13 protein-coding genes are annotated in these 16,239 nt (G+C 59.8%); 8 read left to right on the forward strand and 5 right to left on the reverse strand.

Annotation, left to right across the window (positions count from 1 at the left end):
* Positions 1 to 423: 423 nt before the first annotated feature.
* The gene (ppsR, locus tag AC4IHP_RS21270) at positions 424 to 1,242 is read right to left on the reverse strand and encodes a posphoenolpyruvate synthetase regulatory kinase/phosphorylase PpsR (RefSeq protein ID WP_016773826.1); all 819 of its coding nucleotides are present in this window, start codon (positions 1,240 to 1,242) and stop codon (positions 424 to 426) included.
* 174 nt (positions 1,243 to 1,416) lie between these two features.
* Here ppsR and ppsA point away from each other — a divergent pair, with 174 nt between their 5' ends.
* The 8 genes from ppsA (at position 1,417) to AC4IHP_RS21310 (ending at position 9,649) form a co-directional block, all read left to right on the forward strand.
* The gene (gene ppsA / locus AC4IHP_RS21275; RefSeq protein WP_042608450.1) at positions 1,417 to 3,792 is read left to right on the forward strand and encodes a phosphoenolpyruvate synthase; all 2,376 of its coding nucleotides are present in this window, start codon (positions 1,417 to 1,419) and stop codon (positions 3,790 to 3,792) included.
* A gap of 185 nt (positions 3,793 to 3,977) precedes the next feature.
* A complete protein-coding gene (locus AC4IHP_RS21280; RefSeq protein WP_460117770.1) occupies positions 3,978 to 4,967 on the forward strand; it encodes an alpha/beta fold hydrolase in 990 nt (329 codons plus the stop codon).
* 211 nt (positions 4,968 to 5,178) lie between these two features.
* Positions 5,179 to 5,670 carry a ribonuclease E activity regulator RraA gene (rraA, locus tag AC4IHP_RS21285; RefSeq protein WP_460117772.1) on the forward strand — a complete coding sequence of 164 codons (492 nt, stop codon included), beginning with the start codon at positions 5,179 to 5,181 and terminating at the stop codon, positions 5,668 to 5,670.
* A 21-nt stretch (positions 5,671 to 5,691) separates the two neighbouring features.
* Positions 5,692 to 6,687, forward strand: a complete 996-nt coding sequence (locus AC4IHP_RS21290; protein ID WP_460117774.1) for a zinc transporter ZntB — start codon at positions 5,692 to 5,694, stop codon at positions 6,685 to 6,687.
* Between the two features lie 63 nt (positions 6,688 to 6,750).
* Entirely contained in the window at positions 6,751 to 6,999 is a 249-nt protein-coding gene (locus AC4IHP_RS21295) for a hypothetical protein (RefSeq protein WP_003223293.1), read from the forward strand.
* Between the two features lie 2 nt (positions 7,000 to 7,001).
* Positions 7,002 to 7,826, forward strand: coding sequence for a mechanosensitive ion channel family protein (locus AC4IHP_RS21300; protein WP_016773831.1), 825 nt, complete (start codon positions 7,002 to 7,004; stop codon positions 7,824 to 7,826).
* Positions 7,827 to 7,916: 90 nt separating this feature from the next.
* A complete protein-coding gene (gene sigX / locus AC4IHP_RS21305; RefSeq protein WP_016773832.1) occupies positions 7,917 to 8,507 on the forward strand; it encodes an RNA polymerase sigma factor SigX in 591 nt (196 codons plus the stop codon).
* Positions 8,508 to 8,614: 107 nt separating this feature from the next.
* On the forward strand, positions 8,615 to 9,649 hold the full coding sequence (locus tag AC4IHP_RS21310) for an OmpA family protein (RefSeq protein WP_016773833.1): 1,035 nt from the start codon (positions 8,615 to 8,617) through the stop codon (positions 9,647 to 9,649).
* An 87-nt stretch (positions 9,650 to 9,736) separates the two neighbouring features.
* On the opposite strand, the gene cobA is transcribed toward AC4IHP_RS21310, so the two are convergent.
* The 4 genes from cobA to nirB are packed head-to-tail and all read right to left on the reverse strand — an operon-like array spanning position 9,737 to position 15,981.
* Positions 9,737 to 10,489: a uroporphyrinogen-III C-methyltransferase gene (gene cobA, locus AC4IHP_RS21315; protein ID WP_490832676.1), complete on the reverse strand. Its 753-nt coding sequence runs from the start codon at positions 10,487 to 10,489 to the stop codon at positions 9,737 to 9,739.
* Positions 10,490 to 10,502: 13 nt separating this feature from the next.
* Positions 10,503 to 13,214, reverse strand: coding sequence for a nitrate reductase (locus tag AC4IHP_RS21320; RefSeq protein ID WP_490832677.1), 2,712 nt, complete (start codon positions 13,212 to 13,214; stop codon positions 10,503 to 10,505).
* Positions 13,214 to 13,531, reverse strand: a complete 318-nt coding sequence (gene nirD / locus AC4IHP_RS21325; RefSeq protein ID WP_016773836.1) for a nitrite reductase small subunit NirD — start codon at positions 13,529 to 13,531, stop codon at positions 13,214 to 13,216. The genes AC4IHP_RS21320 and nirD overlap by 1 nt, the downstream gene beginning before the upstream one ends.
* On the reverse strand, positions 13,528 to 15,981 hold the full coding sequence (nirB, locus tag AC4IHP_RS21330) for a nitrite reductase large subunit NirB (RefSeq protein ID WP_490832678.1): 2,454 nt from the start codon (positions 15,979 to 15,981) through the stop codon (positions 13,528 to 13,530). The genes nirD and nirB overlap by 4 nt, the downstream gene beginning before the upstream one ends.
* Positions 15,982 to 16,239: the final 258 nt, after the last annotated feature.

The raw sequence follows: 16,239 nt of genomic DNA on the forward strand, positions 1-16,239 counted from the left end.
CGGTGTGTCAGACACCATTGATGCTGAATGTGCCATCACCTTCGCGGGCAAGCCCGCTCCCACAGGTTTTTCAGGCTGATTGCAATGTTGTATCCACCACCAAACCCTGTGGGAGCGAGCCTGCTCGCGATAGCGGTGTGTCAGACACCATTGATGCTGAATGTGCCATCACCTTCGCGGGCAAGCCCGCTCCCACAGGTTTTTCAGGCTCATTGCAATGTTGTATCCACCACAAAACCCTGTGGGAGCGAGCCTGCTCGCGATAGCGGTGTGTCAGAGACCATTGATGCTGAATGTGCCACCACCTTCGCGTGGGTAAGCCCGCTCCCACAGGTTTTTCAGGCTGATTGCAATGTTGTATCCACCACCAAACCCTGTGGGAGCGGGCTTGCCCGCGAAGGCGTCAGTTCAGGCACCGCAAAACTACTTGAACCGCCGCTCGACGCCTTTTTCCACCAGAATCTTCGCCGAAATCTCTTCCACGGAAAAATGCGTGGAATTGATGTGCGGGATGTTCTCGCGGCGGAACAGGTTTTCCACTTCGCGCACTTCGAATTCGCACTGGGCGTAGCTCGAATAGCGGCTGTTGGGCTTGCGCTCGTTGCGGATCGCGGTCAGGCGATCCGGGTCGATGGTCAGCCCGAACAGCTTGTGCTGATGGGCGCGCAGGGCGGTGGGCAGGGTCAGGCGTTCCATGTCGTCTTCGGTCAGCGGATAGTTGGCCGCGCGGATACCGAACTGCATGGCCATGTACAGACACGTCGGCGTTTTGCCGCATCGCGACACGCCCACTAGTATCAGATCGGCTTTGTCGTAATAGTGGGTGCGTGCGCCGTCATCGTTGTCGAGGGCGAAGTTCACTGCCTCGATGCGCTCCATGTAATTGGAGTTGTGCCCGATGGAATGGGATTTGCCGACGGTGTAGGAAGAATGCTCGGTGAGCTCCTGTTCGAGCGGCGCGAGGAAGGTCGAGAAAATGTCGATCATGAAACCATTGGACGTTGCGAGAATCTCACGGATGTCCTGATTGACGATGGTGTCGAAGATGATCGGGCGAAAGCCGTCGGTTTCAGCGGCTTTGTTGATTTGTTGTACCATGGCCCGCGCTTTTTCCACGCTGTCGATGTAAGGCCGCGTGAATTTGCTGAAGGTAATGTTTTCGAACTGCGCCAGCAGGCTTTGACCCAGGGTTTCGGCGGTAATGCCGGTGCCATCGGAGATGAAGAAAGCAGATCGTTTCATTTGCACCTTGGGCCTTAAGCTGATGAGCATTTCTGGATATGATAGGCGCGATTTGCCGGCCGCCATTGGCCCGCATTCTCACTTATTTTCCAGGTCCAGGCCATACAACCGGCCAAGGCTCCCCCGGGCCGCCGGTTTCTGAGCTTTTCCAACACAGTTAGTGGAGAGATCACCTTGGTAGAGTACGTAGTTTCCCTCGATAAGCTCGGCAAACACGATGTTGAGCATGTGGGGGGCAAGAACGCATCCCTGGGCGAGATGATCAGTAACCTGGCAGGCGCCGGTGTTTCGGTCCCCGGCGGCTTCGCCACGACGGCTCAGGCCTATCGTGACTTCCTCGAACTGAGCGGCCTGAACGAGCAGATCCACAAGGCCCTCGACGCGCTCGACGTCGACGACGTCAATGCCCTGGCCAAGACCGGCGCGCAGATCCGCCAATGGATCATGGACGCCGAATTCCCGGAAAAGCTCAACACCGAGATCCGCACCGCGTTCGCCGCGCTGTCGGCGGGCAATCCTGATGTGGCTGTGGCCGTGCGCTCTTCCGCCACCGCCGAAGACCTGCCGGACGCATCCTTCGCCGGTCAGCAGGAAACCTTCCTGAACATCCGTGGTGTGGAAAACGTAATCCGCGCCGCCAAAGAGGTGTTCGCTTCGCTGTTCAACGACCGTGCAATTTCCTACCGCGTGCACCAGGGCTTCGACCACAAACTGGTCGCCCTGTCGGCTGGCGTGCAGCGCATGGTGCGTTCCGAAACCGGCACCGCCGGCGTGATGTTCACCCTCGATACCGAATCGGGTTTCCGTGACGTGGTGTTCATCACCGGCGCTTATGGCCTGGGCGAAACCGTCGTACAAGGCGCGGTCAACCCGGATGAGTTCTACGTACACAAAGGCACGCTGGAGGCCGGTCGTCCGGCGATCCTGCGGCGCAACCTGGGCAGCAAAGCCATCAAGATGATCTACGGCGACGAGGCCAAGGCTGGTCGTTCGGTCAAGACCGTCGATGTCGACAAAGCCGAACGCGCGCGTTTCTGCCTGACCGACGCCGAAGTCAGCGAACTGGCCAAGCAGGCGATGATCATCGAAAAACACTACGGCTGCCCGATGGACATCGAGTGGGCCAAAGACGGTGACGACGGCAAGCTGTACATCGTCCAGGCGCGTCCGGAAACCGTGAAAAGCCGCACCCAGGCCAACGTCATGGAACGTTACCTGCTGAAAGAAACCGGCACCGTGCTGGTGGAAGGTCGCGCAATCGGCCAGCGCATCGGCGCCGGTAAAGTACGGATCATCAAAGACGTCTCGGAAATGGACAAAGTCCAGCCGGGGGACGTGCTGGTATCCGACATGACCGACCCGGACTGGGAACCGGTCATGAAGCGCGCCAGCGCCATTGTCACCAACCGTGGCGGGCGTACCTGCCACGCGGCGATCATCGCCCGCGAGCTGGGCATTCCGGCAGTCGTCGGGTGCGGCAACGCCACCCAGCTGCTGAAGGATGGCCAGGGCGTGACCGTATCCTGCGCCGAAGGCGACACCGGTTACATCTTCGAAGGCGAACTGGGCTTCGACATCAAGAAGAACTCCGTCGACGCCATGCCGGAGCTGCCGTTCAAGATCATGATGAACGTCGGCAACCCGGATCGCGCCTTCGACTTCGCCCAGTTGCCGAACGCCGGCGTCGGTCTGGCGCGTCTGGAATTCATCATCAACCGCATGATCGGCGTGCACCCGAAAGCGCTGTTGAACTACGACGGTCTGCCGCAGGACATCAAAGACAGCGTCGACAAGCGTATTGCCGGTTACAGCGACCCGGTCGACTTCTACGTCGACAAACTGGTGGAAGGCATCAGCACCCTGGCTGCAGCGTTTACACCGAAGAAAGTCATCGTGCGTTTGTCGGACTTCAAGTCCAACGAATACGCCAACCTGATCGGCGGCAAGCTCTACGAGCCGGAAGAAGAAAACCCGATGCTGGGCTTCCGTGGTGCTTCGCGTTACATCAGCGAATCGTTCCGCGACTGCTTCGAACTCGAATGCCGCGCGCTGAAACGCGTGCGCAACGAGATGGGCCTGACCAACGTCGAAATCATGGTGCCGTTCGTCCGTACTCTTGGCGAAGCCAGCCAAGTGGTCGATCTGCTCGCCGAAAACGGCTTGAAGCGCGGCGAGAACGGTCTGCGCGTGATCATGATGTGCGAACTGCCATCCAACGCGATTCTGGCTGAGGAATTCCTCGAATTTTTCGACGGTTTCTCGATCGGCTCCAACGACCTGACCCAACTGACGCTGGGTCTGGACCGCGACTCGGGGATCATCGCGCACCTGTTTGACGAGCGTAATCCGGCGGTGAAGAAGCTGTTGGCCAACGCCATTCAGGCGTGCAACAAGGCTGGCAAGTACATCGGTATCTGCGGTCAGGGTCCTTCGGACCACCCGGATCTGGCCAAGTGGCTGATGGAACAGGGCATCGAAAGCGTGTCGCTGAACCCGGACACCGTGCTGGAAACCTGGTTCTTCCTCGCCGAAGGCCAGGCGCAGGCTTGATCAACATGTGAACGATGGCCTGACCCTGTGGGAGCGAGCCTGCTCGCGAAGACGGAGCAACATCCGCCATGGATGTTCGCTGACACTCCGCTTTCGCGAGCAGGCTCGCTCCCACATGGGCCGGGCCTTGAGATTGAAGTAGGGCGGGCTCCATCGGATGCCGCCCTTTTTTGTGCAAGAGCATTATGCAAAGCAGCAGCAACCTGTTTCCTGTCGCACTGATCAGCGCCGAGCGGCGCGGCGATCTGAGCGAAGACGTCTATCGATTGAAACCCGGCAACAGCCCGGACTGGTCCGTGGAAATCGCTGTCACCCGCCTGGGCATGGCCGATGACACGGCGCCACGCGGCGTGCCGGTGATTCTGCTGCACGGCAGCTTTTCCAATCGGCGCTTCTGGTTTTCTCCCAAAGGCCTCGGGCTCGGCGCGTATCTGACGCGGCTGGGCTTCGACGTGTGGATTCCGGAAATGCGCGGTCACGGCCTGTCCCAGCGCAATGAGGACTACCGGCGCAACCGCGTCGCCGATTACGCCCGTTACGATCTGCCGGCGATTGCCGCGTTCGTGCGTGAGCAAAGCGGACAGATCCCGCACTGGATCGGCCACTCGTTGGGGGGAATCACCTTGGCGGCGGCGCTCGGCGGCCAATACCTCGGCGAACCGGCCGTGGCCTCGGCGGCGTTTTTCGGCACTCAGGTCAGTCGCACTTACTGGCCGTTGAAAATCCCACCGGTGGAGTGGGGCGGGCGCTTTATTCTCAAGCGTTTCGCGCAATTGTCCGGCTCACGCCTCAAGCGCGGCCCGGAAGACGAGCCGATTGGCCTGGCCATCGAAAGCATGCGCTGGTACGGCTTGTTCGGCCGCTTCGGCGACAAGGACAAGGACTGGTGGGCCGGGCTTGCCGAGGTGCAGGTGCCGGTGTTGGCCGTGACGGCAGCGGGCGATCACCAGGACCCGGCATGGGCCTGCCGCAAGCTGTTCGAGCAGATCGGCTCCGAGCACAAGCAGTTCATCAACCTCGGCCGCGAGCAAGGCTTCTCGGATAATTTCGGTCATGTCGAAATGTTGGTGAGCAAAGCAGCGCAGGCGGAGGTGTGGCCGCTGGTGGCGCGCTGGTTGGACGATCAGCAGACGCCATTGCTGGCGCAGACGGCGGATCTGGCCGCTGCAGGCTGAGGGGCGTTCCGTTCAGCCTGGCTTGCGGCTAAGATATGACGCATTGTGCGGTTCTGGTCATATTTCGTGACTGTTTAGCGATTACGTTTCAGGGTTTGTTCAGGTTGCGTCAGCGACCATGGCATGGACTAAGGTAAACAGCGACCGCCGGAACTCGTCTCATCAGAATGCGGCATCCCTTGATCGTCTTCCTTGTTACAGGAGTTTTTCGATGGAACATTACCTTACGCCTGATCTGTGCGACGCCTACCCGGAGCTGGTGCAGGTGCTGGAACCGATGTTCAGCAATTTCGGCGGCCGTGATTCCTTCGGCGGCGAAATCGTGACCATCAAGTGCTTCGAAGACAACTCGCTGGTCAAGGAACAGGCCGAACTCAACGGCAAAGGCAAAGTGCTGGTCGTCGATGGTGGCGGTTCGCTGCGTCGCGCCCTGCTGGGCGACATGATCGCCGCCAAGGCCGCGCAGAACGGTTGGGAGGGGCTGGTGATCTACGGGTGCATCCGCGACGTTGACGTCATTGCGCAGACCGATCTCGGCGTGCAGGCGCTTGCCAGCCATCCGATGAAAACCGACAAGCGCGGCATTGGCGACCTCAATGTTGCGGTGACTTTCGCCGGCGTGACGTTTCACCCGGGCCAGTACATTTATGCGGACAACAACGGCGTGATCGTTTCGCCGACTCCGCTGAAAATGCCTGAATAAGCTTTTCGACAAGGGATGCGGATGTTCGAGGAAGAAAACGCGCAATGGGGGCTGGTGCATGCCCTGGTGCTGGACGGCAAGGGCGGCGCGCGTTCGATAGTCCGGACTGAACTCGACCAATTGCAGCTGCAGGCCCATGAAAGCCTGTGGCTGCACTGGGACCGCAGCCATCCGCAGACCCAGACCTGGCTGCGTAAATCCAGCGGGCTCAACGAATTCACCTGTGACCTGCTGCTGGAAGAGAACACCCGGCCGCGTCTGTTGCCGTTGCCCGACTCCGAGCTGCTGTTGTTTTTGCGCGGGGTCAATCTCAACCCCGGGGCCGAGCCGGAAGACATGGTCTCGGTGCGGATTTTCGCCTCGGCTCAGCGAGTGATTTCCCTGCGCTTGCGTCCGTTGCGCGCCACTGATGAGCTGATGACGCTGCTCGGCGAGGGCAAAGGACCAAGAACGTCCTCCGAATTGATGCTGTATCTGGCGCAGTTCCTCACCAATAAAGTGCAGGATCTGGTCACATGCCTGTCGGAAGTGGTCGATGAAGAGGAAGAGAAACTCGATGCCGACGAACGGTATACACCCGAGCACGGGGCCATTTTGCACATCCGCCGTCGAGCCGCAGGGCTGAAGCGTTTTCTTGCGCCGCAGCGGGACATTTTCGGACAACTGACGCGGATAAAACTGCCGTGGTTCGTCGAAGACGACGCCGACTACTGGAACGAATTGAACAACAGCCTGACCCGTTATCTGGAAGAGCTCGAATTGACCCGAGAGCGCGTCGGGCTTGTGCTGGAGGCCGAAGACCGGCGTTTGAGCGTGCACATGAATCGCACCATGTACCGCTTCGGCATCATTACCTGCATCTTTTTGCCGATGAGTTTCATCACTGGTCTGCTGGGCATCAATGTCGGTGGGATTCCGTTCGCCGAAAGCCCGTATGGGTTCCTGATTGCCTGCCTGACCGTGCTCGCCCTGGCGTTCGGCCAGTGGTGGTTGTTCCGTCGATTGCGCTGGGTGTGAACATGGCGCATGTGACCCAAGCAAATCTGCCCGCGTCTTTCACAGACATCACGAGAGGTGCGTATGCACGATCCGTTTGAACAGTCTTTGCGCGACATGCTCAACGCTTCGCCGTCCAGCCGCGACGACGATGCGTGTCTTGGCCGCGTACTCAAAACCGCCAACCGCCAGGTTGGCGCCGGTGATCTGTTCAGCCTGCTGGGCCGCTGGCTGCCCGCGCTGATGATCGCCCTGAACAATGGCTCGGCGCATGTCTCGCCGGTTTCCCGTCTTCGTAAAACCACTGCTCGCACTGCTGATAAGGCTGATTGAATATGGAACTTGATCTCTGGACTCAGAGCCTCGTCACTGCAATGACTGCGTTGTGGACCAAAGTCGCTAATTTCATTCCGAACCTGTTCGGCGCACTGGTTGTGCTGCTGTTGGGTTTCGTCGTGGCCAAACTGCTCGACACCTTGCTCTCCAAACTGCTGGCCAAACTGGGCCTCGATCGCCTGATGGGCGGCACCGGGTTGACCAAGTTGATGTCGCGCGCCGGGCTGCAGGTACCGATCTCGACGCTGATCGGTAAAATCGTCTACTGGTTCGTTCTGCTGATTTTTCTGGTTTCTGCAGCAGAATCCCTTGGCCTTGAGCGAGTTTCAGCTACGCTGGACATGCTGGCGTTGTATCTGCCGAAAGTATTCGGTGCCGCGCTGGTGTTGCTGGTCGGTGTCTTGCTGGCGCAATTGGCCAACGGGCTGGTGCGCGGAGCGGCAGAAGGCGTAGGCCTGGACTACGCTTCCGGGTTGGGGCGGATCGCCCAAGGGCTGGTGATCATCATCAGCATCTCGGTTGCGATCAGCCAGCTCGAGGTCAAGACCGACCTGCTGAACCATGTGATTGTCATCGTATTGATTACCGTTGGTCTGGCAGTTGCGCTGGCCATGGGTTTGGGAAGCCGGGAAATTGCCGGTCAGATTCTTGCGGGAATCTATGTGCGTGAGCTGTATGAGGTTGGGCAACAAGTGCGTGTTGGCGAGGTCGAAGGCCAGATCGAAGAGATCGGCACGGTTAAAACCACATTGCTGACCGATGAGGGTGAGCTAGTCTCACTCTCCAATCGGATCCTGCTGGAACAGCATGTGAGTAGCCGCTAAACCGGCAAACCCTGCTAATGTATGCCGCCGCAAAATGCCAGCCGAGGCTGGTTGTGGCGGACATTGACCTGACTGTCGGCACGACTTGTTTTGAATAAAGCCCAACCGCTATCCACGCGCTACGACCCCCGCGAGCTCTCTGATGAGGAGTTGGTCGCGCGCTCGCATACCGAGCTGTTTCACGTAACGCGCGCCTACGAAGAGTTGATGCGGCGTTACCAGCGAACATTATTTAACGTCTGCGCGAGATATCTTGGGAACGATCGCGACGCAGACGATGTCTGTCAGGAAGTGATGCTGAAGGTGCTGTACGGCCTGAAGAACTTCGAGGGGAAATCGAAGTTCAAAACCTGGCTTTACAGCATCACTTACAACGAATGCATCACGCAGTATCGGAAGGAACGGCGTAAGCGTCGCTTGATGGACGCTCTCAGTCTGGACCCTCTTGAAGAAGCGTCTGAAGAAAAGGCGCCGAAGCCGGAGGAGAAGGGTGGGCTTGATCGCTGGCTGGTGTATGTGAATCCGATTGACCGCGAAATTCTGGTGCTACGATTTGTCGCAGAGCTGGAGTTTCAGGAGATCGCAGACATCATGCACATGGGTTTGAGTGCGACAAAAATGCGTTACAAACGCGCTCTAGATAAATTGCGTGAGAAATTTGCAGGCATTGCTGAAACTTAGTTCAGCGCAAATATCTCTTACGTGTAGGCAAGTTCTGATAGACTTGCCGCCGAGTTGTCCCCCGGTTTGCGGGACTGCTTCACAATCACCAGATGGGGATTTAACGGATGAAACTGAAAAACACCTTGGGCTTGGCCATTGGTTCTCTGATTGCCGCCACTTCGTTCGGCGCTCTGGCACAAGGCCAAGGCGCAGTTGAAATCGAAGGCTTCGCTAAGAAAGAACAATTCGACAGCGCTCGTAACTTCAAGAACAACGGCAACCTGTTCGGCGGTTCGATCGGTTACTTCCTGACCGACGACGTTGAACTGCGTCTGGGCTACGACGAAGTGCACAACGTACGTGCCGACGATGGCAAGAACGTCAAAGGCGCTAACACCGCTCTGGACGCTCTGTACCACTTCAACAACCCAGGCGACATGATTCGTCCATACGTTTCGGCCGGTTTCTCTGACCAGAGCATCGACCAGAACGGTTCGAACGGTCGTAACCGTTCCACCTTCGCCAACGTTGGCGGCGGTGCCAAGCTGTACTTCACCGAGAACTTCTACGCCCGTGCCGGCGTTGAAGCTCAGTACAACATCGACCAGGGCGACACCGAGTGGGCTCCTAGCGTCGGTATCGGTGTGAACTTCGGTGGCGGCTCCAAGCCAGCTGCTGCTCCAGTTCCAGCACCTGCTGAAGTCTGCTCCGACAGCGACAACGATGGCGTTTGCGACAACGTTGACAAGTGCCCGGACACCCCAGCCAACGTAACCGTTGACGCTGATGGCTGCCCAGCAGTTGCTGAAGTTGTTCGTGTTGAGCTGGACGTGAAATTCGACTTCGACAAGTCGGTAGTCAAGCCAAACAGCTACGGCGACATCAAAAACCTGGCTGACTTCATGAAGCAGTACCCATCCACCACCACTACTGTTGAAGGTCACACTGACTCCGTCGGTCCTGACGCTTACAACCAGAAACTGTCCGAGCGTCGTGCAAACGCCGTTAAGCAAGTTCTGACCAACCAGTACGGTGTTGAATCGTCCCGCGTTCAGTCTGTTGGCTACGGCGAATCCCGCCCAGTTGCTGACAACAAAACTGACGCTGGCCGTGCTGTAAACCGTCGCGTAGAAGCGCAGGTTGAAGCTCAAGCTAAGTAATTAGCTGCCGCTGATGGAAAAGCCCGGCTCAGGCCGGGCTTTTCTTTGTCTGCGATTTGGCTACGGTGCTTAAAGCGCTTGCAGGCCTTACGCCGTGCAGGAGCTGCCGAAGGCTGCGATCTTTTGCTCTTCAACAACAGCCGCCACCGCACCAATCACCAGAATCGCCGGGCTTTTCAACTCAAACGCGGATGCATCCTCAGCCATCCCGCTCAAATCACTGCGACACTCACGCTGATGCGCCAAAGAGGCGTTTTCGATCATTGCCACTGGCGTATCCGCCGCCATCCCTCCAGCCAACAGCTGATCACGAATCTCGCTCAGTTTTGCCACGCCCATGTAGATCACCAGCGTCGTCCCGCCTTGCGCCAACGCCTGCCAGTTCAGCTGACTGTCATCCTGAGTGTGCGCAGTCACCAACGTCACCCCGCGCGCGACGCCACGCAACGTCAGCGGAATATCGCATTGCGTCGCCCCGGCGAGCCCGGCGGTGATGCCATTGACCAATTCCACCTCAACGCCACGCTCGCGCAACCACTGCGCTTCTTCGCCTCCGCGCCCGAAAATGCACGGATCGCCGCCCTTTAGCCGCACCACGCATTTGCCCTGGCGCGCATAACGCAGCATCAGGCGATGAATGAACGCCTGCGGCGTCGAACGGCAGCCGCCGCGCTTGCCGACAGGAATGATCCGCGCATCGGGGCAGTGCTCCAGCACTGCGTCATTGACCAGATCATCGATCATCACCACATCGGCCTCGCGCAACGCCCGCACCGCTTTGAGCGTCAGCAACTCCGGATCGCCAGGGCCTGCGCCCACCAGCCAGACTTTCGCATTCATGGTGTTGTCCTCGTTAAATGACCGCGGCCGGCCGCGCTTCGGCAGCCAGCAGACGCTTGATTTCCGGCACGCAGGAACCGCATTGCGTGCCGCAGCGGAGAGTGTTTTTCAGACCTTGCAGATCCAGGCCCTGGCGAATGCCGGCGCAGACTGCGTTGAGGCTGACGTTTTCGCAATTGCACAAGGTCTTGTCGGTCGCAATGGCGCCGACAGCGCCCGGCGGCGCGCTCATCGGCGCGAGCAGCCAGCGCCGCAGTTGTTGGTCGGCGCGGCCCTCGAGCCACAGGCTCTGCAACCAGTGTTGCGCAAGGGTTTCGCCGGCCAGGCGAATCGCGGTGATACGGCCGTTTTCGATGCGCACCCGCTTGCCAATGGCGCGACGCGGATCGTCGTAGGCCAGAACCGGGCCATCCAGCAGTGACAGGCACAGGTCGATCTCACCCAGCAGCTGTGGATCCGGCGCCTCGGCGTGTGCAGCGCGTATCAGCAACGCTGGCCGCTCACGACCGACGAGGCTGAGGCTGACGTAGGAAAATGCCTCGCATAGCGGTCGTAGCGTCTCGAAATGCCGTTGAACATCACCCTCGATCAAGGCGAACAGCTGCCACGGCAGGTTGACTGCTTCCAGACGCACGCCGCTGTGCTTGAGCTCCGGTTGCCTGGACAGCGGATCAAACGCCGGCAAGGTCAGCGTGTTAACGCCGCCCTTGAGATAGCGATCGCCCCAGTGCATCGGCAGAAACGCCTGGCCCGGACGCACGCTGTCGTCGCTGCCGACCGCAACAATCAGGGCACCACGGCGGCTTTTCAGATTGACCAGATCGCCGGGCTGCAAGCGCTGCCGACGCATTTCGTCAGGGTGCAGGCTCAGCACGGCTTCGCTGACGTGGCCGAACAATTGCGCGGCGGTGCCGGTGCGGCTCATGCCGTGCCACTGATCACGCAGGCGACCGGTGATCAAGGTCAGCGGGAAGCGCGCGTCGCGTTGTTCCTTGGCGGCGCGATACGGATCGGCAATGAACTGCGCGCGGCCATTGGCTGTAGGAAAAATGCCGTCGCCGTACAAGCGTGGCGTGCCTTGCCGGGCGCCGGTAGGGAAGGGCCATTGCTGCGGGCCGATCTCGTCGATCAAGGCATGGCTGATACCGGACAAGTCCAGATCTCGCCCACGGGTCAGCGCTTTGAATTCATCAAACAACTGCGAAGGTTGATCGAAAGCGAACAGGCTTGGCTGTTTGGGGCGCAGACGTTTCTCCAGACGCTGTGCGAAATCCACCGTGATGGCCCAGTCCGGCCGCGCTTCGCCCGGTGCGACAACCGCTTTGCGCACGTGGGAAATGCGCCGCTCGGAGTTGGTCGCCGAACCTTCCTTCTCGCCCCAACTGGCGGCCGGCAACAGCAGGTCGGCAAATACAGCGGTTTCGGTGGTGCGAAAAGCTTCCTGCAATACCACAAAAGGGCAGGCCTCAAGCGCTGCGCGGACTGCGCTCTGGTCTGGCATCGATTGCGCAGGGTTGGTACAGGCGATCCACAGCGCTTTGATCTTGCCGCTGCGCAGGTTTTCGAACAGTTCGATGGCGCTCAGGCCCGGCGCCTCGGGCAAGCTCTCCACGCCCCAGTGCGCCGCCACCTCGGCGCGATGTTCCGCATTGCCGGCATCGCGGTGACCGGGCAGCAGATTGGACAGACTGCCGGTTTCCCGCCCGCCCATGGCGTTCGGCTGACCGGTAAGTGAGAAAGGTCCTGCACCGGGACGGCCAATTTGCCCGGTGGCCAGGTGCAGATTGATCAGCGCGCTGTTCTTTGCGCTGCCGGCGGTGGATTGATTCAGGCCCATGCACCACAGCGACAGGAAGCTCGGCGCCGTGCCGACCCATTCTGCGCATTGCTGCAGTTGTTCGATGCTGATGCCGCACAGTTGCGAAACCATCTGCGGGGTGTAATCGCGTACCAGGGTTTTGAGTTCGGCGAGGCCTTCGGTGTGCGCCTTGATGAAATCGCGATCGACCCAGTCTTCCCACAGCAGCAGGTGCAAAATTCCATGGAACAAGGCGACATCGGTGCCGGGAAGAATCGCCAGATGCAGGTCGGCCAAATCGCAGGTGTCGGTGCGACGCGGGTCGATAACGATGACTTTCATCTGCGGACGACGAGATTTGGCTTCTTCAAGTCGACGGAAAAGTACCGGATGGGCGTAGGCCATATTACTGCCGACGATCATCACGCAGTCGCTCAGCTCCAGGTCTTCGTAACTGCACGGCGGTGCGTCGGCACCGAGGCTGCGCTTGTAGCCGACCACCGCTGAGGACATGCACAGCCGCGAATTGCTGTCGATGTTGTTGGTGCCGACCAGCGCCCGCGCCAGTTTGTTGAAAGCGTAGTAGTCCTCGGTGAGCAACTGCCCGGAGATGTAGAACGCGACGCTGTCCGGGCCGTGTTCGGCGATGGTCTCGGCAAACACGTTGGCGGCGTGTTCCAGCGCTGTATCCCAGTCAGTGCGGCCGCGCGCCAGGCCTTTGCCCAGACGCAGTTCCGGGTACAAGGCGCGGGCGGCGAGGTCGCCGGTCAGGTGCAGGGTCGAGCCTTTGCTGCATAGTTTGCCGAAGTTGGCCGGGTGCGCCGGATCGCCGCTGACGCCGAGGATGCGCTCGCCGTCATGCTCGATCAGTACGCCGCAGCCGACCCCGCAGTAACAGCAGGTCGAGGCGGTCGTCTGGCGGTTCATCAGATGGCGTCCCGCAGGGCCAGTTGCACCCGGCCATTCTCGACCCGCGCCGGATGATGGTGCGCACAGCCGATGTCCGGCGCCTGAGCTTCGCCGGTTTCGAGGTCGATCTGCCAGTTGTGCAGCGGGCAGGCCACGCGCTTGCCGTAGATCAGGCCTTGCGACAGCGGCCCGCCCTTGTGCGGGCAACGGTCATCGAGGGCGAAAACCTCGTCGTCGCTTGTACGAAAAATCGCGATGTCACCTTTCGGCCCGGCAATGATCCGCGAACCGAGGGCGTTGATTTCTTCCAGCGCACAGATATCCAGCCAATTCATGCCGGCACCTCCAGATTTTTCACGGGGATCACGTCGAATTCTTTCTTCAGTTGCGGCTGCGCCAGACGTTCTTTCCATGGGTCCTGTTCGAACGACAGGGAGAATTGCAGGCGCTCGTTCAAGGCCTTGCGCCGCTCGGCGTCTTCGAGCACGTTCTTCTTGATGTGCTCCATGCCGACCCGTTGCAGGTAATGCACGGTGCGTTCGAGGTAGAAGGCTTCTTCGCGGTAGAGCTGCAGGAACGCGCCGTTGTATTCGCGGACTTCCTCGGCAGTTTTCAGTTTGACGAAGAACTCGGCGACTTCGGTCTTGATCCCGCCGTTGCCACCGATGTACATCTCCCAGCCGGAGTCGACGCCGATGATTCCCACGTCCTTGATGCCCGCTTCCGAGCAGTTGCGTGGGCAACCGGACACGGCCAGCTTGACCTTGTGCGGCGACCACATGTTGAACAGGTCGTGCTCGAGTTCGATGCCCAGTTGCGTCGAATTCTGTGTGCCGAAGCGGCAGAACTCGCTGCCGACACAGGTTTTCACCGTGCGGATGGATTTGCCGTAGGCGTGGCCGGACGGCATGTCGAGGTCTTTCCAGACGCCGGGCAGGTCCTGCTTCCTGATCCCCAGCAAGTCGATGCGCTGACCACCGGTGACCTTGACCATCGGCACGTTGTACTTGTCGGCCACATCGGCGATCCGCCGCAGTTCCGACGGGTTGGTTACGCCGCCCCACATGCGCGGTACTACCGAGTAGGTGCCGTCCTTCTGGATATTGGCGTGGGCGCGTTCGTTGATCAGACGCGATTGCGGGTCATCCTTGGCCTCGCCGGGCCAAGTGGAAATCAGGTAGTAGTTGAGCGCCGGGCGGCAGGTCGCGCAGCCATTGGGTGTGCGCCAGTTGAGGTAGCTCATGGTCTCGGCGATGGTCAGCAGGTGTTCCTGGCGGATCGCCTGGCGAATCTGCCCGTGGTTGAGGTCGCTGCAACCGCAGATGGCTTTTTCGCTTTTCGGTTTGACGTCGGCCGCGCCACCCACGGTATTGATGAGGATCTGCTCGACCAGACCGGCGCAGGAACCGCAGGAACTGGCCGCTTTGGTGTGTTTCTTCACTTCGTCGACGCTGAACAGGCCGTGTTCCTGAATCGCCTTGACGATGGTACCCTTGCACACGCCGTTGCAGCCGCAGACTTCGGCGCTGTCGGCCATGACCATGGCTTTGTCCTGGCCCTGATGTCCTACGTCGCCTAAGGCGTTTTCGCCGAACATGAGGTGATCGCGGATCTCGCCGATGGCGTGATTCTCACGAATCTGCCGGAAATACCAACCGCCATCTGCCGTATCGCCGTACAGACAGGCGCCAACCAGCACGTCATCCTTGATCACCAGTTTCTTGTACACACCGCCGATCGGGTCGGAGAGGGTGATGGTTTCGGTGCCTTCGCCGCCCATGAAGTCGCCGGCGGAGAACAGGTCGATGCCGGTGACTTTCAATTTGGTCGAAGTCACCGAGCCTTGATAGCGAGCGAAACCCAGTTGCGCGAGGTGATTGGCGCAGACCTTGGCTTGTTCGAACAGCGGCGCAACCAGACCGTAGGCGATGCCGCGATGGCTGGCGCATTCGCCGATCGCGTAGATGCGCGGATCGTAGGTTTGCAGGGTGTCGTTGACCAGAATCCCGCGATTGCACGGGATGCCGGCCTTTTCCGCCAGTTCGGTGTTAGGGCGGATGCCGGCGGCCATCACCACTAGGTCGGCAGGGATGATGTCGCCGTTCTTGAACTGCACCGAGCCGACCCGGCCATTGCCGGCGTCGTGCAGGGCTTGGGTCTGTTCGCACAGGCGAAAGTGCAGGCCACGGGATTCCAGCGCCGATTGCAGCAACTGGCCGCTGGTCTTGTCCAGTTGCCGCTCCAGCAGCCACTCACCCAGATGCACCACGGTGACGTGCATGCCGCGCAGCATCAGGCCATTGGCCGCTTCGAGGCCGAGCAGACCGCCACCGATGACCACGGCGTGCTTGTGGGTCCTGGCGGTGTCGATCATGGCTTGGGTGTCGGCGATGTCGCGATAGCCGATCACTCCCTGCAAAGTGTTGCCGGGGATTGGCAGGATGAACGGGGTCGAGCCGGTGGCGATCAGCAGGCGGTCGTACTCGGCTTCGGTACCGTCCTCGGCAATCACTCGGCGTTTGACCCGGTCGATCTCCACCACTTTGCGGTTGAGCAGCAACTTGATGTTGTTTTCCAGGTACCAGTCGAGGTCGTTGAGGACGATTTCTTCGAAAGTCTGCTCACCGGCCAGCACCGGCGACAGCAGGATGCGGTTGTAGTTGGTGTGCGGTTCGGCGCCGAAGACGGTGATGTCGTAGAGCTCGTCGCTCAGCTTGAGCAGTTCCTCAAGGGTACGCACCCCGGCCATGCCATTGCCGATCATCACCAGTTTGAGTTTTTTCATCAGGTTCTCCGGGAGCTGCGGCTGGCCTCTGGTGGGCCGTCGGGCCTTGCTCGACAAATTTTGCGCAAACAAAAAAAGGCGTCCCGCTAGTTGCCTAGCGAGGACGCCTTTGTCCTGGTCCCGTTCTCTCGGGAAGCGCAGCCTTCGTCGTTGAAGGTTGGGCTTTATGTATGGTGAAAAGGGTAATGCAGTGGTTGTGCCAACTTGGGTGGACGCGGTTTTATTGGGTGTTCGGGGTGTGACAGGAGGTTTTTTGCA

The organism is Pseudomonas sp. UF-293, from assembly GCF_058245595.1.